The sequence below is a fragment of the Microbulbifer regidiadema (SeqCode) genome (assembly GCF_052466995.1).
Map to the genome: position 1 here is coordinate 417,091 of NZ_CP174297.1, position 26,765 is coordinate 443,855.

The following is a 26,765-nucleotide window of genomic DNA, read 5'->3' on the forward strand; positions in this document are numbered from 1 at the left end:
CTGCTTTCAGGTCGGCCCCTGTTTTTGTCGCAGGGGTTCGACACTGCTGCGCAGTTGTCTAAGTCCCAGCTTAAAAATGGGCCAGAGTATAAATTAATTGAGAACATCTCGGACTTGAGCGGGGCGAATGAAACTTCCCGCAAGCCTGTGGTACACTGGGCGCAAACTACTGTGCCGTGAAGGAAAAGCGAATGTCCTCCGAAACTTTTGAGATTATCGAGTTGGCTAATGGCGATGTAGCCTTGCGTCGTGCTGGCCACAAGGAGGACCCTTTGGTGAGCATCTCTTTTTCAGCAGAGAGCCTTCAGTTTTTGCAAAAGCACAAGGTTGCTGTAGCTCGGGCTATGCTGGAAGCGGGTATTGAAGCTGTGCAAAATCTGGACGATCTAGAGGTGGGCTACTTCGAGGAAGAAGAGTTGATGCCGGTAAATCACACCGTTCACTAATAGTAATGCCTGATAGCAGCATTGCATTAATGTCAGTGCTATTGGTTAAATCAGCAGCGGCCAGTGGCCGCTGTTGTTGTTTTTAGAGCGCCTTAAGGTGCTTGGCGAATCACACCGACAGCCAGCCCCTCAATCACAAAGTTCTTATCTCTCATATCGACCTGAATTAACTCAAAGTCATCATTTTCAGGAAGCAGCTGAACCGTTGCCTGATTACCCTTGCGGCGAAAACGCTTCACAGTAACCTCATCATCAATTCGGGCAACCACGATCTGTCCGTTGCGCACCTGTTCCGTTTTTTGTACGGCGAGTAAATCCCCATCGAGAATCCCGGCGTCGCGCATACTCATGCCGTGCACCCGCAGCAGGTAATCGGCCGGTGGGTGGAAAAAGCTGGCAGGCATGTCGCAGTAGTCCTCAATATGCTCAGCGGCGAGGACCGGGTGACCTGCGGCAACCCGTCCCACAATGGGTAGACCGGATTGATGGTCGGGGATACGTATTCCACGGGAGGCACCGGCAACCATCTCAATGGCGCCTTTTCTAGCGAGAGCTTTCAGGTGTTCCTCAGCGGCATTAGGTGAGCGAAAGCCTAGTTCCTGGGCGATTTCTGCCCGTGTTGGCGGGTAGCCTGTTTCATCCAGGTAGGCTTTGATCAGGTCGAGAACCTGAGTCTGACGAGCGGTGAGATTGGTCATAGTTTTACCTAGTTTTCTGTATTTATATACAGTTGCTGGAATTATATACAGATTTAATGTTCGCGCAATCCTCAGCTTTTAGTCTTTGTGAACTGCTACATTGAGAGAGAAAGTAAGGAAAGCAGAAAACGTTGAAAGAGCTGACAATAAGGGGGAAACGTAATGTTGGACGCAAAGATGCCGGAAGCTTGGAGGGTGCTTCGTATTCAGTCTGAGTTGGTCGATGGAATAGAGCGATTGATTGCGTTGGGCGGGGCTGTAACTGTGTTTGGAGGGGCGAGGTTTACAGAGGATAGTCCTGAGTACCAGCAGGGCGTGAAGTTGGGAGAGCTTCTCGCTGCGGAGGGAATACCGGTGATTACCGGCGGCGGGCCGGGTTTGATGGAGGCCTGTAACCGGGGTGCCTTTGCCCAGCCGGGCGCGTCGATTGGCTTAAATATAGAGCTGCCCTTTGAGCAGGCGGCGAATCCCTATCAAGATATCAGTTTGAATTTCCGCTACTTTTTTGTGCGCAAGTTTATATTTGTAAAGCACGCGCTCGGATTTGTCGGGCTCCCCGGCGGGTACGGCACGCTGGATGAGCTGTTTGAAGCACTCACCCTGGTACAAACCCAGAAAGTGCGGCGCTTCCCGATTGTATTGGTGGGTAAGCGCTACTGGAGTGGGCTCTACGACTGGCTGGTAGATACCGTTTTAGAGCGCAACTGCATCGATGCCGGTGATCTCGACCTCTTCCATCTTGTCGATAGTGTGGAGGAGGCTGCGGCTCTAATTATGAAATATATGCATGTGAAAGCATAAGCTCGCAAATAAACCGAACTAAAGCGGGGCTCTGAATTACTCCCGAACAACTCTGCGATCCTTCAACGGGTCGCTTTTCTTTTGCGGTATCCCCCAGCCTGCGATCTCTAAAGCACTAAAAAACACCCCCGCTCAAACTTTTACCTGGACTGCTCTCACACTTTAGCGCTAAGGGGGTCTGGGGGCGTTCGGCACTTTGACTGAGGCTGCGGGGCGCCTATCCAGTGGGCTCTGCGGCAGTGAGAATGTGCTACTCTGGCGGCGATTAAACGTATGTTTTAAATGGTGTTTGAGACTTATGAGTCAGACAGATACGGTCAGCCGGATACTCGATGCAGCGGAAGTGCTGTTTGCTGAACGAGGTTTTACTGAAACCTCTTTGAGAACGATCACGAGCACGGCGGGAGTGAATCTGGCCGCAGTTAACTATCATTTTGGCTCCAAAAAGGAATTGATACAGGCGGTATTCGAACGTTTCCTAACACCTTTCACCGATGCGCTGGAGGAAGAGCTGGATCGCCGTGTTGCCGAGGGGCAGTCCCTGGGGGTGGAGGAGCTGATCGAGTGCCTGTACCGGGTTGGCCTGGGAAGCCTGGGCTTGGAGGGGAAAGATCCGCAGCGGTTTATGCGCCTGCTGGGGTTGGCCTATACCCAGTTCCAGGGGCATCTGCGCCGATTTATCGTATCCCGATATGGGGATAGCTACCGCCGTTTTGCCGGCCTGTTGGCGGAAGCGCTGCCGGGGCTGGATCCGGAAACCTTCTACTGGCGCCTTTACTTTATGTTGGGCGCAACCATTTTTACACTGTCGAGCCACGATGCGATTGAGGCGATCCTGCGGGAAGACTTCGGTGCCGATAGTACGCTTTCCCAGACTCTTGAACGCCTGGTGCCTGCGGCTTCAGCCATGCTGAAGGTGGACAATCCGTGAGTGCGCTGCCAAAGCGATAAGGAATGTAATATGTCACTATCACTCGGACCGCTAATGGTGGATATCGAGGGACTCGAACTCAGCGAGGAAGATTGCGAGCTGCTCAGACACCCCATGGTGGGTGGGCTTATCTTTTTTGCCCGCAACTACCGGGACCGCCAGCAGCTTACCCAGCTGGTGAGATCGATCCGCGCGGTGCGCCCGGAAATCCTATTGGCAGTGGACCAGGAAGGGGGGCGGGTGCAGCGGTTTCGCGATGATTTTACCCGCATACCCTCCATGCAGGCCCTCGGCGCTGCGGCCAGTGGCCAGCAGCTGCAAGATGTGGGCTGGCTGTTGGCGGCGGAGTTGCTTGCTGTGGGCGTGGACTTCAGCTTTGCGCCGGTATTGGATGCGGACGACAGCCACAGTCGGGTAATTGGCGACCGCAGCTTCTGTCCCAACCCGGCCCGATTAACCGCACTGGCGCGCCCATTTATTCAGGGAATGCATGAGGCGGGCATGGCGACGACCGGAAAACACTTTCCGGGTCATGGTCATGTACTCGAGGACAGTCATGTAGAGCTGCCTGAGGACAAGCGCTCCCTGGAACAGGTTATGGCAACAGATGCGCTGCCCTTTATCGATTGCATTGCCACCCAAGAATTAAGCGCCGTGATGCCGGCTCATATTCGCTTTGTGAATATAGATAGCCAGCCGGTGGGTTTCTCGCGCTATTGGTTGCAGGATGTATTGCGGGGGCAGCTGGGCTTTACCGGGGTGATTTTCAGCGACGACTTGTCGATGGAGGGAGCCGGGGCTGCGGGTGGTTACGGTGACCGGATTCTTGCCGCCCTGCATGCGGGCTGTGACATGGGAATCGTCTGTAACAATCGGGTGGGTGCCTTTGAGGCCCTGGCAGCCCTGGAAACCTTTGTGCCCAAGCCGGAATCGAGCCACCGCCTGTCGGCTATGAGAGGCAGGCCCGTGATATCGTCCTGGGCAGATCTTGAAAAGAGTGCGCGTTGGCATAGAACCAGAGACTGGTTAGCTTCGATAATGCGCTGAGAAAATATTGTTGAATTTGTAGGGCCCCCGCTCGATGGGGCCTTATTGCAGCTATTGCTGATTGTTATTGAACGCGGAGGGGGTCAAGTGGAGTCCGTTGAGAGTGTGTTGTTGTCCTGGCTGGGTGAGAACCGGGTTTGGATAGTGTCAGTTTTCCTCATTGTACTTGTGTCTGGTGTGGCGGCTTGGCTGTTTGGCCGCTTTGTGCGGCGTATGATGATCAAAGCCGAGCAGACGGTTAATCCCTGGGATGATGCTTTGGTGGGAGCGCTGTCGCCCCCGGGGCAGGTGTTGGTCTGGCTGCTGGGCCTGAGTGTTGCGGCGCAGCGGGCTGGGAGCGCCACCGGCGCAGAGATATTCTCTCTGGCGACACCGATCCGGGAAATCGGCCTGATTCTGGTGATGGCCTGGTTTGCCTGGCGATTCTCCCGCAGTGTGGAGCATAATTTGTGCGATCCGCGCTATATGGGCAAGCCGATGGATGCCACTACGGTGCGGGCGATCGGCAAGCTGGTCAGAGCTTCAATTCTGATCACGGCGGGAATTGTGATCATGCAGTTCCTGGGCTACAGCGTTAGCGGCGTTTTGGCTTTTGGTGGCATTGGCGGCTTGGCGGTGGGCTTCGCGGCCAAGGACCTGCTGGCGAACTTCTTCGGTGGCCTGATGATCTACCTGGATCGGCCGTTTGCGGTGGGTGATTGGGTGCGCTCCCCAGACCGGGATATCGAGGGCACCGTAGAGGATATCGGTTGGCGCCTGACCAGAATACGCACCTTTGATATGCGCCCCGTTTATGTTCCCAATGGGGTCTTTACCCAGATCTCGGTAGAAAACCCCTCTCGAATGCTCAATCGAAGAATTTTCGAAACGATCGGTATTCGCTATGAGGATGCCCATCATATGGCGGCAATTGTGGCCGATGTTAAAACTATGTTACAGGAGCATCCGGAAATTGATTCCAATCGTACGCTTATCGTTAACTTTAATAGTTTTGCCGCCTCATCTCTGGACTTCTTTATATACACTTTTACCCGCACTACCGATTGGGTACGCTATCACGAAATAAAGCAAGATGTTCTATTAACGATTCTTAAGATAATCGAAGGATATGGAGCATCCTGTGCATTCCCGACTTCGACATTACATATTGCCGATATACCGGCGATAACGCGAGAAGCCGCGTTAGACAGTTGAGGAATGGGAGTGCGATAAGGTACAAATGATTAGTTTACAAATGAGCGCTTTTGTAGATTTTGACGGTTAATTACGCATATTGGTAAAAACGTAGTATTTATTTCACAGAGAAAACTAGACACTGGCGCTGTTTTATCTAAGAATCAGGGTACGTCCTTTGAGTGTTTGCTCATCGGATTAAGCAAGATAGCATTCTGCATGGAGCAGTTTGTTAACAATGGGGTGGCGTTTGCCCTTCTTGCCGAATTAAGCAGTGAGGTGGTTGAGGTAGGCGCAATAACAATAATGAGGTTTTCTCAATGAGTGATCGCGTTACAGGTACAGTGAAGTGGTTTAATAACGCACGGGGTTATGGCTTCATCACCTGTGGAGAAGGAACTGAAGATATTTTCGTTCACTATCGCAGCATTCGCGGCGAGGGTTACAAAACCCTTAATGAGGGGCAGGCGGTAGAGTTCGAAATGCAACAAGGTGACAAAGGACTGCTGGCGGAAGATGTTGTTCCCTGTGAGTGATTTACTGATCGCTCGTTGAAAGAACTGTTGTCGTGTAGGGTTTTGCGGCATTAATTGATGCCGGCCCTGTCAGCGCCTCTAAAAAGCGGATCCCTGTGATCCGCTTTTTTGTTTTCTGGCCCTGCATTCGTGAGCTTGGCAATAAGCGGCTTGCTCGCCCAGATTGATACTGCGATAGCATTTTTGGCTCTGCCGCTATAGTGGATCAAAGCCCCCCGATATATATGTGTATAAGATGGCATATATGCTGCTCAATACTAACCTGATTTTTGTTATTGTTGTTGAGCCCAGTTGTTGCTGTTAGTTTGGGTTTTATTGGTTATTGGCGGTATTTGCTTGTTTTATGTCTATGGGTTAAATGAAAGTAAATCAATTAAATTAAAAAGCGACGGCGTCTTTTGTAAAAGAATGTTGGAATTAATTTGTCTGGAATTAAAGTCTTTGGGGTGGGGTTGTGTATTGGTGCTATCTAAAATAAAGCCCCGCAGTGCTGAGCGGGGCTTTATTTTTTGGTTACTTCGGTGGGTTAATTTTATGCGCCACTATTTTTTGAAAGCTCATTGGCCGGGGTGTCGATATTTGATGAATCTTCTTTGGGTTTGGCGACGGTGCGCACCTCAATAAGAATACCAAACGCGGGGTGGTCTATATAATGCAGTTGCCCGCTGCGCAGGCGTCGCTCATGTTGTAATCTCGCTGCGTGCGCAACATATAGCGGTGCTTCTTTTATAAATTCGGGTTCACTCAGGGTGAGAGGCTCGCGGCTATGAATGGAACCCTGATTAGCTTCAATATCAAAGCCGTTATTTTGCGGATAGGTATCCCCACCAGCGCTGTAGTTATCTGTAGAGATTTGCAGTGGTCTTTCCACTTTATTTTGCGGGCGCTGAGGGAGGAGAATACTTTGCTCCCCGGGTTGGGTATAAAAATCGTTGAGCCATAGATTTGTGCTGATATGTAAATAGCGGGCAACGCTCAAGGTGATAAACCCCTCAAGCTGGCTGTGGCCGCTGAACTGGCTGCCGCCATCAATCAGGATGGCGGGAGAATTTCTCTTGGTTTTCAGCACCTGGCGCCAAGCCCGGTGAAACAGGATTTTATCCCCGGCGCGGGAAATCGCTGCAGCCTTGTTATTGAGTAGTGTCGGTACCGGCCTCAGGAGCAGGTTTGCGGCGGCGGGTTTGGGGGCTTGTCGCGTTTCAACATTTTCGCCGGGGACGCCCTCAAGCCCTGCGGGCTCAAGGTCCGATGGGTTGCCCGCCTCAGGCGTGGAGATAATGTCATCCAGTGACAGCGCCTCCTCTGCCGCCGCTGGGCGCGGTGTGCGCGGGGTTGCGAAGTCGACCCACTTTGATGGGTACTGGAGGCGCGGTGCGGCGGGCCAGGTCTCTGCTGAGTTTTCCATCCCCTGGGGGCGCTCGAATACGATCATCTCTATTTCGAAAGTATTGCCAGCGTAGTTAACGGCCTGGGCACTGGTGGCTGCCAGCGTGAGCGCCAGGGTTGAGCAGAGGCTAATTATCCTTTTCATGGGTTTACCACTTAAACAATTCTATTGGGGTGCCGAGAGTGTTGTTGCCGGGAGGCCGTTTGGGTGGGAGCTGCTGACTAGGTAGTCTAACCGCCAGCTCCCGCCGCCTACCGAATGGTATCACTGTGCAAGCTTTTCCAGAACTTCGTTGATCTCCTGTAGCTTGCGCTCTGTACCCTCCTCATCGAGACTGAAATTCAGTTGGTTGGCGCCGGCCAGCTGGTAGCGTCCCGGCTGGGTTTGCACCATCTTAACCAGTGTGAGCGGATCTACACGGGTATTCTCCGCAAATTCGATACGTCCTCTTGCCGCAGAGGCTTCAAGTTTGCGGATGCCCATATTCTCGGCCTTCAGCTTGATCTCCGTGGTGCGGAACAGGTGCTTTACCGATTCCGGCAGTAGCCCGAAACGGTCGATCATCTCTACCTGAAGCTCTTTCAGCTGCTGCCGGTCGGTGGCATTGGCGATGCGCTTGTACATAATCAGGCGGCCGTGGACATCGGGCAGGTAGTCCTCGGGAATCAGCGCCGCGACCCGCAGATTGACGTCCACGGCTGGGGATTCGAGCGGCTCGTCGATATTCGGTGTGCGGCCCTCGCGAATGGCCTTCACCGCCTTGTCGAGCATCTCCATATACAGATTGAAGCCGACGCTCTGGATCTGCCCGCTTTGCTCCTCACCCAGCAGCTCGCCCGCGCCGCGAATTTCCAGATCGTGGGTTGCCAGGGTAAAGCCCGCACCTAAATCCTGGGCCTCACTAATCGCCTCCAGGCGCTTCACCGCGTCACCGGTCATGGAGCGCTTGTTGGGGGTCAATAGGTAGGCGTAGGCCTGGTGGTGCGAGCGCCCCACGCGGCCGCGCAGCTGGTGGAGCTGGGCCAGGCCGAACTTGTCGGCGCGCTCGATCAAAATGGTATTGGCGGTGGGGACGTCGATACCGGTTTCGATAATGGTGGTGCAGACCAGGACATTAAAGCGCTTGTGATAGAAGTCGCTCATCACCTGTTCCAGCTCCCGCTCGCGCATCTGGCCGTGGCCGATACCGATGCGGGCCTCGGGAATCATCTCCTGCAATTCCCGCGCGATTCGCTCAATGCTTTTCACCTCGTTGTGCAGGAAGTACACCTGGCCGCCGCGCAATATCTCCCGCAGGATGGCCTCTTTTACCAGGGCGTCATCGCGCTCGCGCACAAAGGTTTTCACCGAGAGACGCCGTGCCGGCGGGGTGGCGATCACCGATAGATCGCGAATACCGGCCATGGCCATATTCAGGGTGCGGGGAATAGGGGTGGCGGTAAGGTTGAGGATATCCACCTCGGAGCGCAGGCTCTTCAGGCGCTCCTTCTGCCGGACGCCAAAGCGGTGCTCTTCGTCGATAATCAGCAGGCCGAGATTTTTAAAGTCCAGATCGCTTTGCAGCAGCTTGTGGGTGCCAACCAGGATATCCACCTTGCCGCTGGAAACCTTCTCTTTCACGCTGTCCACTTCCTTGCCGGAGCGGAAGCGGGAAATCACCTCGATATTGATCGGCCAATCGGCAAAGCGATCCTGGAAGGATTGATAGTGTTGCTGGGCCAGCAGGGTGGTGGGTACCAGCATGGCCACTTGCATACCTGCGTGGGCGGCGACAAAGGCGGCGCGCATAGCCACTTCGGTCTTGCCGAAGCCCACGTCGCCGCACACCAGTCGGTCCATCGGCTTGTCCGAGAGCATATCCCCCAGAACTGCCTCAATGGCCTGTTGCTGATCTGGAGTTTCCTCGAAGGGGAAACCTGCGGAAAATTCCCGATAGGCCAGTTGAGGGTTGTCGAAGGCGTGGCCAATGCGGGCTTCGCGGCGGGCGTAGATATCCAGCAGTTCCGCTGCGGCATCGCGTACCTTTTCGGCAGCTTTGCGCTTGGCTTTTTGCCACTGCTCGCTGCCCATCTTGTGCAGCGGTGCCAGGGCTTCATCGGCGCCGGAGTAGCGGCTGATCAGGTGCAGGCTGGCCACCGGCACATAGAGTTTGGCCTCATCGGCGTATTCCAGGGTCAGGAATTCTGCCGGTTGCCCGTCGATCTCCAGGTGCTGTAAGCCGCGATAACGACCCACGCCGTGATCAATATGGACCACAGGGGTGCCCATGCGCAGTTCAGCCAGGTTTTTAACCGCGTTGTCCGCTTCATCTTTGGCCTTCTTGCGGCGGCGCTGTTGCAGGACGCGCTCACCAAATAACTGCGGCTCCGCGATCAGGTTGATCTGTGGCTCCTCAAGCAGCAGTCCCTGGTCGAGGGGGGCTACGGTAATGCCGATAGGGTCCTCTGCGGCGAGGAAGTCCTGCCAGCTCTGGAAGCTGGGCGGGGCCAGGCGTATCCCCTTTAATAGCTCCAGCAGCGCTTCGCGCCGCCCGCTGCTCTCTGCACAGAAGAGCACCCGGCCGGAATATTCCATCAGGTAGCTTTCCAGTGCGGCCAGGGGCTGGTCGGACTTGCCATCTACCGGCAGCGAGGGCGGTGTGGCAGCGGCAAAATTAAAGTTGCCCTGGGCCTCCGGCAGGCTCTCCGTCGCAAAGATTGCCCGGGGCATGGACTTCAGGGCGCCATTAAACTCGTCGACTTCCAGCAATATCTGGCGCGGTGGCAGAATGGGGCGGGTCAGGTCGCCGCGACGACTTTCATAGCGGTTGCTCACTTCGCGCCAGAAACTGCCGAGCGCCTGCTGGATGTCCCCCTGCAAAAACGCCTGACTGCCCTCGGGCAGGTAATCGAACAGGCTGGAGCAATTGCCGTCGAAAAATAGGGGCAGGTAGTATTCGATACCCGCCGGGGCAATTCCCGCGCTGATATCCTGATATATCGGTACCTGGCTGGGGTCACTGTCGAATTCGCCGTGCCAGTTTTGCAGGAATCCCGACAGGGCGGCCTTGTGCAAAGGGAATTCCCGCGCCGGCAAAAGGTGAATGGTTTTTACGGTGTCGATGGTGCGCTGGGTTTCCGGGTCGAAAGTGCGCAGGGTTTCAATCTCGTCATCGAACAGATCGATGCGGTAGGGCAGGGGACTGCCCATTGGGAAAATATCCATCAGCGAACCGCGTACGGCAAATTCACCGTGCTCGTAGACGGTATCTACGCAGTGATAGCCAGCCTGCTCCAACAACCTTCGCTGGATATCGATATCAAACTGCTGCCCCTCTTCAAGTATCAGCGCATTGCCGGCGATGTAGTTGCAGGGGGGGAGTCGGTGCATCAGGGTGCTGACGGGAATAATGACGATACCCGCGCCCATTTTTGGCAGCTGGTACAGCGTGGCAAGGCGATCCGAAATAATATCCTGGTGGGGGGAAAAGGTGTCGTAGGGGAGGATTTCCCAGTCGGGGAAATGGAAGATCTCCAGCGCCTCATTCCCCCCCTTATCTCGCCGCGCCTTGTTAAAAAATTTCAATTGCACCTCTAGGCGGTGCGCTTCGAGACTGTCCTTTGTGATTAACAGGGTGGGCGCCTTGTTATTACGCGCCGCGCTGAGGATGGCGGACGCGGCAGCTGCGCCGTGCAGTTGTCCCCAAAATTGTCGGTCACTGGAGGAGCGAAACTTCGGTGGGGTCAGGGGCTGTATTTCTGTCATCTTTCCTTATATATCCACGCTTTTATTCGGGGTGTCGTCGAGGCGGCTATTGTAGCCGCGAACGGTTTTGGCTGCAGGGAATGTTGCCCATATCTGTGTTTCCCGGCGGCGGTGGCGACGTTTTTTTGAGGATTGCGCGCTATCCCGGGGGCGAGCTACAAAAAGGTAGTTTTACTACATTTTTTTGGCTCTTTTTTGCTCAGTTGCGCAGTGTTGAGCGAATACTGATAATGCGCAGCCATGCGGCCCTGAGTGGTTTTAGGGCTGTATTTCTTGTCTACTAAACACATTGCAGAGGTGTCTGACAGTGACTCAGAAGCGACCGAAGCCCGCGGACTTTTTCAAGGATTGGAAACAGCGTGAAGCGCTGGCTGAATCCATGATCCCGATGATTGGAAAGCTCAACCGTGAGAGCAACGTCGGTATTTATATGTATGGCCGCAACCTGGTTAATCGCTCAGTTCTGAGCATTATGAAAGCGCACCGTTTCGTGCGTCAGGTTGAGGAGAATGAACTCTCCGAGTTTGAAACCTTCCCTGTATTGGAAGCCATCTGCAAGATGGACCTGGGTCCCGTACATATTGACCTGGGAACCATGACCAACAAATATATGCGCGACGACCGCGGCCTGTCCGTGGACGAGTTTGTGCGCGAAGAGCTGACCGACGCCGCAGGTGCCGGCAAGCCTCTGCCTGAGTCCAAAGACGTTGTGATCTACGGCTTTGGTCGTATCGGCCGCCTGGTTGCCCGCCTGCTGATCGACAAAGCGGGCAGTGGTGACGTTCTGCGTCTGCGCGCGATCGTACTGCGCAAGGGCAAGGCGCCCAACGACCTGGTGAAGCGCGCCTCTCTGCTGCGTCGCGACTCCGTACACGGCGCCTTCCAGGGCACTATCCGTGTAGATGAGGAGACCAACTCCCTGATCTGTAACGGTAACGAAATCAAGATCATCTACGCCAACTCCCCGCAGGAAGTGGATTACACCCAGCACGGTATCAACGACGCGATCGTCGTTGACAGCACCGGTGTATGGCGCGATGAAGACGGCCTGAGCCAGCACCTGGAGAGCCCTGGCGCCTCCAAGGTGCTGCTGACTGCACCGGGCAAGGGCGATATCAAGAATATCGTTTACGGTATCAACAGCAGCGACATCAAGCCGGAAGACAAGGTGCTGTCCGCCGCTTCCTGTACCACTAACGCTATCGTACCGGTCCTGAAGGCGATGATGGACGGCTACGGCGTTGAGCACGGTCACGTGGAGACGGTACACGCCTACACCAACGACCAGAACCTGATCGACAACTACCACAAGGGTGAGCGTCGCGGTCGCGCAGCAGCGCTGAACATGGTTCTGACCGAAACCGGTGCTGCCAAGGCGGTTGCCAAGGCACTGCCCGAGCTGAAGGGTAAGCTCACCGGCAATGCGATTCGCGTTCCGACCCCCAATGTCTCCATGGCGATTCTGAACCTGAACCTGGGTAAAGAGACCACCAAGGAAGAGTTGAACGAATATATGCGCGATGTGGCGCTGCACTCGCCGCTGCGCCAGCAGATCGACTACACCAACTCCCCGGAAGTGGTGTCCAGCGATTTTGTCGGCTCCCGCCGCGCCTGCGTATTCGATTCCACCGCGACTATCGTGGACGGTAAGAACGCGGTGCTCTACTGCTGGTACGACAATGAGTTCGGCTACAGCTGTCAGGTGGTTCGCTGCCTGGAAGATATGGCCGGCGTTCGCTACAAGCTGTTCCCGAAAGAGGACTAAGGCGTCACGCCTCCTCGCCACAGCCGGCTCCCAGAGGCGGCTGTGACGTGCCGGCGACCGCTTCGGTCGCCGCACCATCTCTCCCCAAATCCCTGTTTTTTCAGCAGAATTTTCCCAACTTAGTGCCACTTAAAGCCTTTCCAGGCTGGTAAAGACCCTGGCCCATCTTTATAATGCGCGCGATTTTGCGGGGCGGCCGTGCGCCGAGAAGTTAGCGCGCACAACCTATAAGTCAGCTTCCTTCCTCCCGGTTCACGGGTGATGCGGCGTAAGCCCTCGCAGCGCGGAATTCCTCAAGAGGACCTAGCTTCCCAGCAATGGGACGGTGGGTCCTATTGCAATTTTTTAAACTAGAAACTTAGGCATAGGCGTATGAGAAAGATCCGTCGGGGATTGGACTTACCCATATCCGGCGCGCCCGAGCAGGTCATCCAAGATGGTCCTGCGCTCAAGACCGTCGCTGTTCTCGGCCCCGATTACCACGGGATGAAGCCGACGATGGCGGTGGCTGAAGGGGATAGCGTCAAACTTGGTCAGCTGTTGTTTAGCGATAAAAAAACAGAAGGCGTGCGTTACACTGCTCCCGCTGCGGGCCGTGTTGTTGCGATTAACCGTGGTGCCCGCAGGGTGCTGCAGTCAGTCGTGATCGAGATAGACGGTGACGAAGCGGAAGAGTTCAAAAGTTACAGCGCAGACAAACTGTCTGGCCTGACTCGCGAACAAGTGGTTGAAAACCTGGTTGAGTCCGGCATGTGGACCGCGCTGCGCGCTCGTCCGTTCAGCCGTGTACCCGCCCTGGATGCCGAGCCTGCAGCGGTATTTATCAATGCGATGGATACCAACCCGCTGGCGGCGAATCCGGAAGTGGTTATTGCCGAGAACCGCGAAGCGTTTGAACAGGGTGTAGAAGTTCTGTCCAAGCTGGCTGAGACTACCTTTGTTTGTAGCGCTCCCGATGCGGATATCCCGGTACCGAGCGCTGCTAATATTCGCCATGAAACCTTTGCGGGCCCGCACCCGGCAGGCCTGTCCGGTACCCATATCCACTACCTGAAGCCAGTTTCTGGCAACCGCAGTGTATTCACCATCAACTACCAGGATGTGATCGCCGTAGGCAAACTGTTTACCACCGGTAAGCTGTTCACCGACCGCGTTATCTCCCTGGCGGGCCCTCAGGTCAAGCAGCCGCGTCTGCTGCGCACCCGTCTGGGCGCGAGCTTTGATGAGCTGACTGCTGGCGATCTGAAAGGCGATAGCGATCGCGTTATCTCCGGCTCCGTATTTGGCGGCCGCACCGCAGCGGGCCCCCTGGCTTACCTGGGCCGCTACCACAACCAGATCTCTATACTGGAAGAGGGCAATGAGCGCCCGTTCCTGCACTACCTGCGTGCCGGTAACAAGCGTTTCTCCATCTTCCCCATTTACCTGTCGCGCCTGTTTAAGAACAAGCTGTTCAACTTCACCACCAGCACCAATGGTTCTGAGCGCGCCATGGTACCCATCGGTACCTATGAAGAGGTAATGCCCCTGGATGTGCTGCCCACTCAACTGCTGCGTTCCCTGATCGTTGGCGATACTGCGATGGCGCAGAAACTGGGCGCACTGGAGCTGGATGAAGAAGATCTGGCGTTGTGCACCTTCGTGTGTCCGGGCAAGTACGAGTACGGCCCCATTTTGCGGGACAACCTGACCCGTATTGAGAAGGAGGGGTAAGTATGTTGCGTAAATTCCTCGATTCGATCGAACCCAAGTTTCACAAAGGCGGCAAGTTCGAAAAGTTCTACGCCCTGTTTGAAGCGATTGACACCGGTCTGTTCCAGCCGGCTGACAAGACCAAGACCACGGCTCACGTGCGCGACGGCATCGACCTGAAGCGCATTATGATCACTGTGTGGGCTTGTGCCATGATTCCGGCGTTCTACGGTATGTGGAATATCGGTTTCCAGGCCAACACCATTCTCGAAGGCATGACCAACCCGGACCTGTCCGGCTGGCGCCACGCCATTATTGGTGCTCTGACCTCCTACAACCCGGCTAGCCTGTGGGACAACTTTGTCTACGGTGCCATGTACTTCCTGCCGATTTATGCGGTCACCTTTATTGTGGGCGGTATCTGGGAAGTGCTGTTTGCCGCAGTGCGCGGTCACGAAGTCAACGAAGGTTTCTTCGTAACCTCCATCCTGTTCGCCCTGACCTGTCCGCCGGATCTGCCCCTGTGGATGGTTGCTATGGGTATCAGCTTCGGTGTGGTTATCGGTAAGGAAGTCTTCGGTGGTACCGGTAAAAACTTCCTCAACCCGGCACTGACCGGCCGTGCTTTCCTGTTCTTCGCCTACCCGGCAGCGATGTCCGGCGATGTGGTCTGGACTGCGGTTGACGGTTACACCGGCGCTACTGCGCTGTCTGTAATGGCCAGCGAAGGTGTTCAGAACCAGGTGGTGAACCTGGCTGGCGGCCAGCTGACCTGGCTCGACGCTTTCTTCGGTAAAATGCACGGTTCTATCGGTGAAACCTCCACCCTGGCGATGCTGATTGCCGGCGTGATCCTGATGGGCATGAAGATCGCCAGCTGGCGCATCGTAGCCGGCACCCTGCTGGGCATGATGGCCACCGCGTTTATGTTCAACATGTTCGCTTCCGAAGCCAGCAACCCGATGTTCCATGTACCCTGGTACTGGCACCTGGTAGTGGGCGGCTTTGCCTTCGGTCTGATCTTTATGACTACAGACCCTGTATCCGCTGCGATGACCGATACCGGCCGCTGGTGGTACGGCATCCTGATCGGGGTGATGGTTGTCCTGATTCGTGTGGTGAACCCGGCCTTCCCGGAAGGCATGATGCTGGCGATTCTGTTCGCCAACCTGTTCGCTCCGCTGTTTGACCACTTTGTGGTGCAGTCCAATATCAAACGGAGGTTGGCACGTGGCTAATAAAGATTCCATAACCGGTACTCTGATTGTCGCGCTGGTAATGTGTCTGGTGTGCTCCGTAGTGGTATCTACCGCTGCGGTAATGCTGAAGCCCGCCCAGCAGGCCAATGCTGAGCTGGATATGAAGCGCAATGTACTGATGGCCGGCGGCCTGCTGAACGACTCTCACGCTAACAAAGCGGCAGTCGAAAAGGCCTTCGCCGATGTACAGATTAAATACGTTGACCTGAACACCGGTAAGTTTACCGATCAGGCTCCGGCTGGCGGCAGCGGTCGCGCTGCGGCCAAGATCCCGTCCGGCAGTGAAAAGCTGTCTTCCGACGAGGACACCGCCAAAATTATCCGCCGGGAAAATACCAAAGAGGTATACCTGGTAGAGAAAGATGGCAAGCTGGACAAGATCATTCTGCCGATTCGCGGTTACGGCCTGTGGGGCACCCTGTACGGCTTCCTCGCTCTGGAGAGCAACCTCGACACCGTAGCGGGCCTCGGCTTCTACGAGCACAAGGAAACTCCGGGACTGGGTGGTGAAGTTGACAACCCCAACTGGAAAGCCCAGTGGGTTGGCAAGAAAGTCTTCAACAGCCAGGGCGACGTGGATATCGCAGTGATCAAGGGCCAGGTTAACCCCAGCAGCCCGAAAGCGATTCACGAAGTAGACGGCCTGTCCGGTGCGACTCTGACCAGCAAGGGTGTTAGCAACCTGGTGAACTTCTGGTTGGGCAACCAGGGTTACGGTCCCTTCCTGAAAAACCTGAAAGCAGGGGAGGTATAAGCATGAAAATTAAAGATACTCTGCTAGAGCCGATTTTTAACAACAACCCGATCGCGTTGCAGATCCTGGGTATCTGTTCTGCACTGGCTGTTACCAGCTCGTTGCAGGTTACCCTGGTAATGTGTATCGCACTGACCTCGGTTGTAGCCTGTTCCAACGTTGCGGTATCCCTGATCCGCAACCAGATCCCGAACAGCATTCGTATCATCGTACAGATGACTGTGATTGCCTCTCTGGTAATTCTGGTTGACCAGCTGATCAAGGCCCTGGCTTACGACATCTCCAAGCAGTTGTCCGTATTCGTCGGTCTGATCATTACCAACTGTATCGTGATGGGCCGTGCGGAAGCCTTCGCTATGAAGAACCCGCCGCTGCCCAGCTTCTTCGACGGTATCGGTAACGGCCTGGGCTACAGCGTTATCCTGATCGGCCTCGCGGTAGTTCGTGAACTCTTCGGCGCCGGCAAACTGTTCGGTATCGATATCCTGACCACCGTGAGCAACGGCGGTTGGTATATCCCCAACGGCCTGCTGCTGTTGCCACCGAGCGCATTCTTCCTGATCGGCCTGTTCATCTGGGCGATCCGTGCCTGGAAACCGGCACAGGTGGAGCAAGATGAGTTCAAGATTGCGCCTAATTCCCGAGCGCAGGAGGCCTAATCCGTGGAACATTATATTTCTTTGATTATCCGCGCCGTTTTCGTTGAAAACATGGCGCTGGCCTTCTTCCTCGGTATGTGTACCTTCCTGGCGGTATCGAAGAAGATCGAGGCCGCTATTGGCTTGGGTGTTGCGGTTATCGTGGTACTGACTCTGACAGTACCGGTGAACAACCTGATCTACACCTACCTGCTGAAAGACGGCGCACTGGCCTGGGCCGGTTACCCCGACGTGGACCTGAGCTTCCTCGGCCTGCTGTCCTACATCGGCGTAATTGCGGCACTGGTACAGATCCTGGAAATGTTCCTGGATAAATATGTACCGGCACTCTACAACGCGCTGGGTGTATTCCTGCCGCTGATCACCGTGAACTGCGCCATCATGGGTGCGTCCCTGTTCATGGTGGAGCGCGAGTACGCGTTCGGTGAGAGTGTTGCCTACGGCTTCGGTGCCGGCCTCGGCTGGGCACTGGCGATTACCGCTCTGGCCGGTATTCGTGAAAAACTGAAGTACAGTGACGTTCCGGATGGCCTGAAAGGCCTGGGTATCACCTTCGTAACCGTTGGTCTGATGTCCCTGGGCTTCATGTCCTTCGGCGGCATCGATATCTAAGCGGGGAAAACAATAGAATGAATATTGAAATTATCCTCGGCGTAGCGATGTTTACCGTCATCGTGCTGGCGCTGGTAGCGGTGATCCTTGCGGCCCGCTCGCGCCTGGTAAACACCGGCAACGTCAACATCCTGGTTAACGGTGAGAAGACCCTCACCGTACCGGCCGGCGGCAAGCTGCTGCAAACCCTGGCTGCCAACAACCTGTTCCTGGCCTCCGCCTGTGGTGGCGGCGGCAGCTGTGCGCAGTGTACCTGTAAAGTGACTGCCGGCGGTGGCGATATGCTGCCGACCGAAGCGGCTCACTTCACCCCGCGCGACGCCAAAGAAGGCAAGCGTCTTTCCTGTCAGGTTGCGGTTAAGCAGGACATGGAAATCGAAGTGCCGGAAGAGGTGTTTGGTGTGAAGCAGTGGGAGTGCACTGTGGAATCCAACCCGAACGTGGCCACCTTTATTAAAGAGCTGACTCTGCGTCTGCCCGAAGGTGAAAACGTTGACTTCCGCGCTGGCGGTTACGTACAGCTGGAAGCGCCGGCTCACCACGTGCAATTCTCCGACTTCGAAGTTGAAGATCAGTACCGTGGCGACTGGGAGCACTTTGGCTTCTTCAAGCTGGAGTCCAAAGTGACCGAGCCCGTGGTTCGCGCTTACTCCATGGCCAACTACCCGGAAGAGAAAGGTGTTGTTAAGTTCAACATCCGTATCGCGACTCCGCCGCCCCGCACTGAGGGTATTCCGCCGGGTCAGATGTCTTCCTACGTATTCAGCCTGAAGCCGGGTGACAAGATCAAGGTGTACGGTCCCTTCGGTGAGTTCTTCGCCAAGGAAACTGACAACGAGATGGTATTTATCGGCGGTGGTGCCGGTATGGCGCCGATGCGCTCACATATCTTCGACCAGCTCAAGCGCCTGAACTCTACCCGCAAGATCAGCTTCTGGTACGGTGCGCGCTCTCTGCGCGAGATGTTCTACGAAGACGACTACAACGGTCTGGCTTCCGAGTTCGACAACTTCCAGTGGCATGTGGCTCTGTCCGATCCGCAGCCGGAAGACAACTGGACCGGTTACACCGGCTTCATCCACAACGTCGTGTATGAAAACTACCTGAAGGACCACCCGGCTCCGGAAGATTGTGAGTACTACATGTGTGGGCCGCCCATGATGAACGCGGCAGTCATCAATATGCTCAAAGACTTGGGTGTAGAAGATGAAAATATCCTGCTGGATGACTTCGGCGGATAATTGGAGGGCTTAGCTTGCTAAAAGCAATCACAGGCCCGACAAACTCAAAAACAGGGCCCGTCTTTACGGCCCTGTTTTTGCTTTGGGCAGTGGTAATTTTATCGGCCTGCTCCCCCGCAGCTGAGACCTGGCAGCTGGCGGGCCGCACTATGGGCACCAGCTATCACATCACCGTAGCTCAGGTACCTCCGGGGCTTAAACAGGACGAGTTGCAGCAGCTGATCGACGATGAGTTGCAGCAGGTCAATCAGGAGATGTCGACCTATATCGACGACTCCGAGTTAATGCGCTTTAACCGCAGCCCGGTAGGGCAGGCGATCCCGGTTAGCCAACATTTGGCCGATGTGCTGGAGATGTCCCTGGATATCTACCACCGCAGTGAGGGTGCTTTCGAGGTGACAGTTGGCCCACTGGTCAACTTATGGGGCTTTGGCCCACAGCCTGAACCTGAGCATATTCCCTCAGATAAAGACATTGCCGATCTGCTAACCGTCGTCGGTTCCGATGCGTTAACCCTGACCCGAAAGCCGGATACCGTTATCAAGAGCCGCCCGGTTGAGGTGGATCTCTCGGCGATTGCCAAGGGCCACGGTGTAGACAGAGTCGCTGAGCTGCTGGAAGACCTGGGTATTGGCAACTACTTGGTCGAGATTGGCGGTGAACTGCGAACCCTGGGTGTGAATCCAAAGGGTAAGGCCTGGGTGATTGGCATCGAGGTGCCCAGTTCAGCCGGGCAGATGGTGCAGGAGCCGATCGCGGTGAGCGGCAAGTCTGTAGCTACCAGTGGCGATTACCGCAACTACTACGAAAGGAATGGTGTTCGTTACTCCCACAGTATTGATCCTCGCTCCGGGCGCTCCATCAAGCACAGATTGGCATCGGTAACCGTCGTTGCCGACACCTGTGCTGAGGCCGATGGTCTGGCTACCGCGCTCAATGTTCTCGGTGCGGATGCCGGCATGGCCCTGGCCGAGCGCGACGATCTCGCTGTCTTTATGGTGGTGAAAACGGATGCAGGTTTTGAAGAGCGTTATAGCTCTGGGTTCGAAGCTTATTTAGAGAGGTCTGAGAAATGACAATTTTTATATTTGCCTTTGTGGCCATGTTGCTCGTTGTTGCCGGTATGGCGCTCGGGGCCATGGTTCAGAACAAACCATTGAAAGGGACTTGTGGCGGGCTCAACAATATCGGCATGAAGCAGGATTGCACAGTCTGCGGTGGCGATGACGATGAGTGTGAGAAGGAACAAGAGAGACAAAGACAGCAGCAGGTGGCTGCTGAAGATCTCGCTTACGATGCGACAAAACGCAAGTAAGCCTTCCTCTTTAGCAAGCCCGTGATTAACGGGCTTGTTATTTTATGTCATTGGCACAGGTGGTGCCGATAATCGTATAGTTAGTATTGAGTAAATGGCGTTAGCGCGCTGTGGACTCCGTTTGGAAAATAGAATTAGAGCATTTAATGGCAGAGCAAAAGTTTGACCTGGTAGTAATTGGTTCTGGCCCGGCTGGAGAAGCCGCCGCAATGAGCGCCGCAAAAAAAGGTATGCGTGTTGCGGTAATTGAAAAGCGCCAAGTGGTTGGCGGTAACTGTACCCACAAAGGTACTATCCCCTCCAAGGCACTGCGCCACTCTGTCAAACAGTTGATGCGTTACAACACTCAGAGCGTTTTTCGCGCATTGGGTGAACCCCGTCGCCTTACTTTCCCCCAGGTAATGCAGACGGTGAATAAAGTCATTTCCTATCAGGTGGAAATGCACACGTCTTTTTACGCTCGCAATCGGGTTGAGCTGATCGTTGGGGATGCGGAATTCCGCGATGAGCACACGGTTGAGGTGCTGATGCCCGATGGTGCCGCAGAAACGGTTACCGCGAAGAAGTTTGTTATCGCTACCGGCTCGCGTCCCTACCGCCCCGCCGATGTGGACTTTGACCACGAGCGCGTTTACGACAGCGATATGATCCTGGATATGCAGCACACCCCGCACTCCATTATGATCTATGGCGCCGGTGTGATTGGCTGTGAATACGCCTCTATCTTTGCCGGCCTCGGCGTTAAGGTGGATTTGATCAATACCCGCAATAGCCTGCTGGAATTCCTCGACGATGAGATTTCCGATGCGCTGAGCTACCACCTGCGCGATATGGGGGTCACAGTTCGCCACCAGGAAGAGTACGCGCGGGTACTGCCCAACGATCAGGGCGTCATTATGGAGATGCAATCCGGCAAGCGCATTCATGCGGATGCACTGCTCTGGTGTAATGGCCGCACTGGCAATACCAGCGGCTTGGGTCTGGATAATGTCGGCCTGGAGGCCAATCACCGCGGTCAGCTGAGTGTCGATGATCACTACTGCACCGAAGTGGAAAATATCTACGCAGTGGGCGATGTGATTGGCTGGCCCAGTCTTGCCAGCGCCTCATATGACCAGGGGCGCGCCGTCGCCGCAGCAATTGCCGGCCGTGGCCATCGAGTAATTGAGGATGCGCCTACCGGGATTTATACCCTTCCAGAAATCTCCTCAGTGGGTAAAACCGAGTCTGAGTTGACTGCGGCCAAAGTGCCCTATGAAGTGGGGCGCGCACTGTTTAAGCACACTGCGAGGGCGCAGATTTCTGGTGAGCGCGTAGGCATGCTCAAGATTTTGTTCCATATCGAGACTCACGAAATCCTGGGCATTCACTGCTTTGGAGCAGAGGCTGCTGAGATTGTGCATATTGGCCAGGCCATTATGAAACAGCCGGCACCGAATAATTCGATCGATTATTTCGTTAACACGACTTTTAACTATCCCACCATGGCGGAGGCATACCGCAGCGCCGCACTGGATGGGCTGAACCGGGTTGCCCGCCTATGACAGAACCCTCACCCAGTGAGTTTCAGGCACTAGTCAGGGAATTTTTTGAACAGATCCCTTTCAATCAGCAAATTGGACTTGAGATGCGCGACCTGGACCTGGAGGCGCTCACGCTCTCAGCCGGTTTTACGCTCACGCCACAGCTGATTGGCAATGTGTGGAAGAACATCCTGCACGGTGGCGTAATTGCCACCGCCCTGGATACGGTTGGTGGTTTGACCGCAATGGTCGCCGCCTACCAGCATCTGGGAGATGTCCACTGGAAAGAAAAAGTGGATCGTCTGTTAAAGCTGGGTACGGTCGATATGCGTGTCGACTACCTGAAACCGGGCAGGGGAGAGCACTTTCTCTGCCATGGCTCAATTCTGCGCACCGGTAATAAGCTGGTTGTGACAAGGATGGAATTGAGCAACGACAAGGATGAGTTGATTGCTACTGGCACCGCAACCTACCTGTATTGAGCTAGACCGAGTCAGCCTTTGGCTCGGTTACTCCCTAGATGTACCCCCTAGATGTACCCCTATCCACTGGCTTTTTTAAGGTGTTTATTGTTATGAGTGAAATTCTTGCATTTGCCGCAGTCTCCCTTTTGTTAGTAATTTCCCCGGGGCCGAACAGTGTCCTCATTGTTAAAACGGTGGCCGATAAGGGGCTGAGGTCGGGAGTGGAAAATATTCTGGGACTGGTTTCGGCAACGTTTGCCCACGGCGCCATCTCAATTCTGGGTTTATCGGCGATCATCCTACAGTCGGCTGAGCTTTATACTCTGATCAAATATCTCGGGGCTGCCTACTTGGCCTATTTGGGCGTAAAAACGATAGTGGCTACTTTCTCGAGGCCTTCCGCTCACAGGGCTGCCGATAGATTACAGCCAAGCGCAAAAGCACCTGGCGATACGTACCGAAATTTTGCCGAGGGTTTCCTGACCCAGATTCTGAACCCGAAAGTATCGATGTTTTACCTTGCCGCCTTCCCACAGTTTATCTCGCTAGGTAGTGCTAGCTACTATGAAGCTTTCTTGCTGGTCTCGATTCACGCATCCATAATCTTTCTGTGGTTCTTGGGGGTTGCGATTATGCTGTCGCAATGGCGAGCGGTTTCTGTAGGCGGAATGATACAGAAATGGATTCAACGTTTTAGCGGCAGCGTATTGCTTGGCTTTGCCGCTCTAGTGGTTCGCCAGGACGCTTAAGCCTGGGCCGTGCCCTTCAAATATTGCCTCCATATGCCAATATTTGAAGGGTGCATTGTTCAACCGAATTTCTAATAGACTGGGCATTTGCTCCAGACCTGCTCTTAACTGTTCTAATCTTGCTACTTTTGTCAGTATATATTCCTTTCTTTTTGCGCTTGAGGGTATATCTTTCCTGTCTTTTGGTCGCGCCATCGTGCCCCGTACAAGGTTTAAGGAGCCTCTGAACAATTCCGTGATGCCTCTGGCTTACAGAGCGCTTCACAATCAAGGCGCGGCTTCGCAGGAATGTCTAGACCTTTCAAGAAGTCGCAACGCGGAGTGTGAATCGCTCTGTAAGCCCCGAAGGGCGGGCCTTGAAGGCCACAGCTGCTGCGTTAAAGGACTAGGGCCATTCGCGGCGAACTGCGCCTAACATCTGTAGTCTTCAAGACCCGCAGAGGTATTACGGAATTGTTCAGAGGCTCCTTAATAAGAGCCTATCGATTGAATCCTGTTTGTTGATGGTGGCTTATCAATTGTAAATATAAGCTTAACTATTAGTTTAGTTTAACTTTAATTAGATTTCCGTACTGGGAAGTTTATTTAATATCTATTTGGGAGAGGTGTATAAAAAGGTCTGGTTATCGAGGGTGTAGGCTTTTGAATAGTGGTAATTATTTTATGTTTTATTTGCCTGATGGTGACATTGGTCACTTATCGTGGACTTGTGATCTGCAAAAATATAGCATGTTTACAGTTTATATTATTAAGTGTTTTTACATGAGTGGCCAACCCTAAGCTTGCCTTCAAGATTTATAGTTTTATAAGGGTGGTTGGTGCGCTTATTTTTATAGCGATTGATTTGCTGTGGTTTTTAGCTAAGTGGCGGACCTGTAAGTTTTTTGTGGCATTGTTTTAAATAATAATTTACACACTGTTTGCACAAGTGCCGGGCAGCATAAAAACCAGATTTTGGTTGCGATGTGAGGATGACAAAATGCCAATTTTCCCAGCTGTTGATGTAGATGCCTCTAATATGGGCGGGGTTTTAACCTGGAAGTTTAGCCAGGCGGATTATTCGAAAGTTACCAAAAAGCATCCCCACACAAAGAGTGGGATCTGTGAGGCTTTGTCGGTAAGCTGGATTAGTAAATCCCTCCAGTCGGGGTTGCAGAGTGCGCTGACTACCGGTGACAGTATAGACTCGACAAAAATAGCAATTGTGGCGCAGCGCTACGCGTCCATGTATCGGTATAAATTCCCAAATGGTCAGGAAGGGCGTGAGCATAAACCCCATGAGATGGTCACGGAAAGTGAAAAGTACCTAAAGACCCAGGGTTTTCAGTTTATTGGTCGGGTGGGTAGTAGTGTTGCACTAAAAAATCAAAACCCTACGTTGGAGCAGCAGTTTGACAACTGCTTTGGTGCGCTTGAAGAAAAGGATTTTTTTAAGCAGCAGAATAGTACTATTTACTGCATGATGAGATATGCGGGCAATGGTTGGGCTCATGCGACAGCATTTCGTATAGAGGCCGGTGCCAACAAGACAAGCTATTATTTTGACCCCAATAAGGGTGAGTTTAAATTCCTGACTTATGACAAGTTCAGAAAGTGGTATGAACACTACCATCAGAAATCCCGCCTTTACCGCACGTCACGTCAAATTGGCTTCAACTTGTTTGTGCATAAAGATCGTTAATTTTGCTCAAATAGATTTTTGCTGAGCGGTTAAAGCTCTCAAATTCTGATTGAGAGGGGGCCGGCCTGCCGATTTGCAAGAGATTCGGTGGTCCAGCCCCTTTTGTGCTTAACGGATGAGCCATAAGTTTTTCCTTATAAAATTTCAGGCCGATTTCGAATGGTGGGTAGTGGAGCTGCGCCGCCCTGAGGCCCGGATGTGACTCCTGCCACCTTTTAGACAGCCCGCTGCAATTCCCCTCCTGCTGACTAATCTTGCAATTTTAGTCTCGCCTTGGCGCCGCGCTGTACCTGTTACTCCCTGGCTTTGCCACCCAGTTATTGAGCGTTGGGCCCCGTTATAGCGAAGTAGGGCGTCTATTGTTCAAGTGCTTCACATCTGTAATGTATGGTGTTTGCAGCTATTCGGTATCCTTGAGAAGATTGCCGGAATCTTTCTTGGGCGCTAGGGAGCCCCTGAATAATTCCGCAGTATCTCTGCGGACTTTGAGAGTTGTAGGTGTCGGGCATAGATCGCCGGCTTGCAAGAGCGGCAATGCAGCAGCTGTGGCCCTCAGAGTGCCTTCACTCTGCGCCGCGAAGCCGCGCCTTGATTGAGAGCCGCCCTGAAAGCCAGGGGCATCGCAGAACTACTCAGAGGCTCCCTAGAAGATATCTTATTTTTCAGGGGTAAATAATTCATTCATGGGTATTTCAGTTCAGATGCTGGGCGATTTTCTAGTCACTCGTGATGGCAGTCCGGTCAATCTACCGCCCTCTAAAATAACCCGAGCCCTTTTGGCTTTCCTGTTGTTGGCGGCGAGGCCCCACCGGCGGGATCGCCTGTGTGAAATATTTTGGGAGCTGCCAGATGATCCGCGCGCATCACTGCGCTGGTCTTTGAGCAAAATTCGATCGATAGTCAACGACTCGGACAAGGAGCGTCTAATAGCCGACAGAGAGCGTGTCAGTATGGATACGGAAGATGTCGCTATTGATATTGCCCAAATCGCTTTAACCCTTGATTCCCCCAAGGTGCTGGCATCGGAGCTGGAGGCTATCTACCGACAACTGCAAGAGCCTTTCCTCGATGGTGTCGACCTCCCCGACCAGGAGCTTTTCCAGCAGTGGCTATTGTCGGAGCGCCAGGAAATCGTTCAGCTGCGCGGCAGGGTATTGTCACGCCTGGCATCCCACCCCTGGGTTTCTCTACCGGATCAGCTGGTTTGGGCTCGCCGCTGGGAAGAGTTGGAGCCCTTTAACCCAAATGCTGCGACGCAGTTACTGCGGGTGATGGCATCACTGGGGATGGATAGTGAAATAGAGCACGAGCGTTCAAGGCTTGCGAATCGTTTCCGTAAGGCGGGTATTGCGTGGTCACCCAGCAAGCTGGGGGAGCCAGAGGTGCAAGAGGTTGTTGATGATCGGGCGAGGGGGCGAAAACTGCTAACCCAGCAAAAGGTTGAATTTTGCACAGCAGATGACGGCGTGCGCATTGCCTATGCCAAGATGGGGGAGGGGCTTCCGATCGTCAAGGCGGCCAACTGGCTGAGTCATCTGGAGCATGATTGGGATTCCCCCATATGGAGCCCTTTATTTCGGGAACTCTCCGTCGATCATCAGTTTATTCGCTACGATGAGCGCGGCAACGGCCTTTCAGACTGGGAGGTCGACAATATTTCATTTGAGTCGTTTGTGACAGATCTGGAGACTGTGGTTGATGCCTGCGGGGTCGACAACTTTACGCTGTTGGGGATATCACAGGGAGCGGCTGTCTCTATTGAGTATGCGGTAAGGCACCCCAGCCGAGTCAGGCAGCTGATTTTGTTTGGCGGCTATCACGCGGGTTGGCGAATCGGTGCGAGTGAAGCTACGGTTAGAGAGCGTGAAGCGGTAATGACTCTGACAGAGACGGGCTGGGGGCAGGATAACCCGGCTTATCGCCAGATTTTTTCTTCGACATTTATGCCAAGTGCAAATGCCAGCGAGCTGGCATGGTTTAATGAGTTTCAGCGGCTGACAACTTCCCCTGAAAATGCTGTCCGTTTTCTCTCGGTTTTCGGCAGCATTGATGTGAGGGAAAAGCTTAAAGAGGTTACAGTGCCCACCTTGGTGATTCACTCACTGGGGGATCAGCGAATTCCAGTTCAAACTGGTTGTGAAATTGCTTCGGCAATACCGGGGGCTCGATTTGTCGGCCTCAATAGTGACGGGCATTTACTTTTGGGGCGGGAGCCGGCTTCGCAGGTATTTGTCGAGGAAGTCCGCCAATTTATTTCCAGGTACTAAGGAGCCTCTGGACAATCCCAC

At 54.1% G+C, this 26,765-nt stretch carries 23 protein-coding genes; 20 read left to right on the forward strand and 3 right to left on the reverse strand.

The features are described 5' to 3' along the window. Nucleotides 1-191: 191 nt before the first annotated feature. Nucleotides 192-446 (forward strand): hypothetical protein, encoded by a 255-nt coding sequence (locus ACJJIK_RS01750; protein WP_444931443.1) that lies wholly within the window; start codon nucleotides 192-194, stop codon nucleotides 444-446. A gap of 92 nt (nucleotides 447-538) precedes the next feature. Here the strand turns inward: ACJJIK_RS01750 and lexA are convergent, their stop codons facing one another. After that, complete coding sequence (gene lexA, locus ACJJIK_RS01755; RefSeq protein ID WP_444931442.1) at nucleotides 539-1,144, reverse strand: transcriptional repressor LexA; 606 nt, start codon at nucleotides 1,142-1,144, stop codon at nucleotides 539-541. Nucleotides 1,145-1,306: 162 nt separating this feature from the next. Between lexA and ACJJIK_RS01760 the strand changes: the two genes are divergently transcribed. The 5 genes from ACJJIK_RS01760 (at nucleotide 1,307) to ACJJIK_RS01780 (ending at nucleotide 5,632) form a co-directional block, all read left to right on the forward strand. Then, nucleotides 1,307-1,945: an LOG family protein gene (locus tag ACJJIK_RS01760; protein WP_444931441.1), complete on the forward strand. Its 639-nt coding sequence runs from the start codon at nucleotides 1,307-1,309 to the stop codon at nucleotides 1,943-1,945. Nucleotides 1,946-2,243: 298 nt separating this feature from the next. Then, nucleotides 2,244-2,876, forward strand: a complete 633-nt coding sequence (locus ACJJIK_RS01765; protein ID WP_444931440.1) for a TetR/AcrR family transcriptional regulator — start codon at nucleotides 2,244-2,246, stop codon at nucleotides 2,874-2,876. A gap of 30 nt (nucleotides 2,877-2,906) precedes the next feature. Then, the gene (gene nagZ, locus ACJJIK_RS01770) at nucleotides 2,907-3,923 is read left to right on the forward strand and encodes a beta-N-acetylhexosaminidase (RefSeq protein ID WP_444931439.1); all 1,017 of its coding nucleotides are present in this window, start codon (nucleotides 2,907-2,909) and stop codon (nucleotides 3,921-3,923) included. Nucleotides 3,924-3,977: 54 nt separating this feature from the next. Further along, entirely contained in the window at nucleotides 3,978-5,117 is a 1,140-nt protein-coding gene (locus ACJJIK_RS01775) for a mechanosensitive ion channel family protein (protein WP_444945032.1), read from the forward strand. Between the two features lie 299 nt (nucleotides 5,118-5,416). After that, nucleotides 5,417-5,632: a cold-shock protein gene (locus tag ACJJIK_RS01780; RefSeq protein WP_020413094.1), complete on the forward strand. Its 216-nt coding sequence runs from the start codon at nucleotides 5,417-5,419 to the stop codon at nucleotides 5,630-5,632. Nucleotides 5,633-6,164: 532 nt separating this feature from the next. On the opposite strand, the gene ACJJIK_RS01785 is transcribed toward ACJJIK_RS01780, so the two are convergent. Both ACJJIK_RS01785 and mfd read right to left on the reverse strand, forming a co-directional pair. Further along, the gene (locus ACJJIK_RS01785) at nucleotides 6,165-7,163 is read right to left on the reverse strand and encodes a CsiV family protein (RefSeq protein WP_444943995.1); all 999 of its coding nucleotides are present in this window, start codon (nucleotides 7,161-7,163) and stop codon (nucleotides 6,165-6,167) included. A 120-nt stretch (nucleotides 7,164-7,283) separates the two neighbouring features. Further along, complete coding sequence (gene mfd, locus ACJJIK_RS01790; RefSeq protein WP_444943996.1) at nucleotides 7,284-10,763, reverse strand: transcription-repair coupling factor; 3,480 nt, start codon at nucleotides 10,761-10,763, stop codon at nucleotides 7,284-7,286. A gap of 301 nt (nucleotides 10,764-11,064) precedes the next feature. Between mfd and ACJJIK_RS01795 the strand changes: the two genes are divergently transcribed. From ACJJIK_RS01795 to ACJJIK_RS01860, 14 genes are all read left to right on the forward strand, one after another. Continuing rightward, on the forward strand, nucleotides 11,065-12,528 hold the full coding sequence (locus ACJJIK_RS01795; protein ID WP_444932322.1) for a glyceraldehyde-3-phosphate dehydrogenase: 1,464 nt from the start codon (nucleotides 11,065-11,067) through the stop codon (nucleotides 12,526-12,528). 372 nt (nucleotides 12,529-12,900) lie between these two features. Beyond that, complete coding sequence (locus tag ACJJIK_RS01800; protein ID WP_444931434.1) at nucleotides 12,901-14,241, forward strand: Na(+)-translocating NADH-quinone reductase subunit A; 1,341 nt, start codon at nucleotides 12,901-12,903, stop codon at nucleotides 14,239-14,241. 2 nt (nucleotides 14,242-14,243) lie between these two features. Beyond that, nucleotides 14,244-15,458, forward strand: coding sequence for an NADH:ubiquinone reductase (Na(+)-transporting) subunit B (locus tag ACJJIK_RS01805; protein ID WP_444931433.1), 1,215 nt, complete (start codon nucleotides 14,244-14,246; stop codon nucleotides 15,456-15,458). Further along, nucleotides 15,451-16,233, forward strand: coding sequence for a Na(+)-translocating NADH-quinone reductase subunit C (locus ACJJIK_RS01810; protein WP_444943997.1), 783 nt, complete (start codon nucleotides 15,451-15,453; stop codon nucleotides 16,231-16,233). The genes ACJJIK_RS01805 and ACJJIK_RS01810 overlap by 8 nt, the downstream gene beginning before the upstream one ends. A gap of 2 nt (nucleotides 16,234-16,235) precedes the next feature. After that, entirely contained in the window at nucleotides 16,236-16,892 is a 657-nt protein-coding gene (locus ACJJIK_RS01815) for an NADH:ubiquinone reductase (Na(+)-transporting) subunit D (protein ID WP_444931431.1), read from the forward strand. Between the two features lie 3 nt (nucleotides 16,893-16,895). After that, nucleotides 16,896-17,504, forward strand: a complete 609-nt coding sequence (nqrE, locus tag ACJJIK_RS01820; RefSeq protein WP_020413086.1) for an NADH:ubiquinone reductase (Na(+)-transporting) subunit E — start codon at nucleotides 16,896-16,898, stop codon at nucleotides 17,502-17,504. Between the two features lie 17 nt (nucleotides 17,505-17,521). After that, a complete protein-coding gene (gene nqrF / locus ACJJIK_RS01825) occupies nucleotides 17,522-18,745 on the forward strand; it encodes an NADH:ubiquinone reductase (Na(+)-transporting) subunit F (RefSeq protein WP_444931430.1) in 1,224 nt (407 codons plus the stop codon). Between the two features lie 14 nt (nucleotides 18,746-18,759). After that, nucleotides 18,760-19,821, forward strand: a complete 1,062-nt coding sequence (locus ACJJIK_RS01830; protein WP_444943998.1) for an FAD:protein FMN transferase — start codon at nucleotides 18,760-18,762, stop codon at nucleotides 19,819-19,821. Continuing rightward, nucleotides 19,818-20,060 carry a (Na+)-NQR maturation NqrM gene (gene nqrM, locus ACJJIK_RS01835; protein WP_444931428.1) on the forward strand — a complete coding sequence of 81 codons (243 nt, stop codon included), beginning with the start codon at nucleotides 19,818-19,820 and terminating at the stop codon, nucleotides 20,058-20,060. The genes ACJJIK_RS01830 and nqrM overlap by 4 nt, the downstream gene beginning before the upstream one ends. A 146-nt stretch (nucleotides 20,061-20,206) precedes the next feature. Then, nucleotides 20,207-21,604 carry a Si-specific NAD(P)(+) transhydrogenase gene (sthA, locus tag ACJJIK_RS01840; protein WP_444931427.1) on the forward strand — a complete coding sequence of 466 codons (1,398 nt, stop codon included), beginning with the start codon at nucleotides 20,207-20,209 and terminating at the stop codon, nucleotides 21,602-21,604. Continuing rightward, complete coding sequence (locus tag ACJJIK_RS01845; RefSeq protein ID WP_444943999.1) at nucleotides 21,601-22,065, forward strand: thioesterase family protein; 465 nt, start codon at nucleotides 21,601-21,603, stop codon at nucleotides 22,063-22,065. The genes sthA and ACJJIK_RS01845 overlap by 4 nt, the downstream gene beginning before the upstream one ends. 92 nt (nucleotides 22,066-22,157) lie before the next feature. Beyond that, entirely contained in the window at nucleotides 22,158-22,796 is a 639-nt protein-coding gene (locus tag ACJJIK_RS01850; RefSeq protein ID WP_444944000.1) for a LysE family translocator, read from the forward strand. A gap of 979 nt (nucleotides 22,797-23,775) precedes the next feature. After that, on the forward strand, nucleotides 23,776-24,477 hold the full coding sequence (locus ACJJIK_RS01855; RefSeq protein ID WP_444944001.1) for a YopT-type cysteine protease domain-containing protein: 702 nt from the start codon (nucleotides 23,776-23,778) through the stop codon (nucleotides 24,475-24,477). Between the two features lie 683 nt (nucleotides 24,478-25,160). Next, the gene (locus ACJJIK_RS01860; protein ID WP_444944002.1) at nucleotides 25,161-26,744 is read left to right on the forward strand and encodes an alpha/beta fold hydrolase; all 1,584 of its coding nucleotides are present in this window, start codon (nucleotides 25,161-25,163) and stop codon (nucleotides 26,742-26,744) included. Nucleotides 26,745-26,765: the final 21 nt, after the last annotated feature.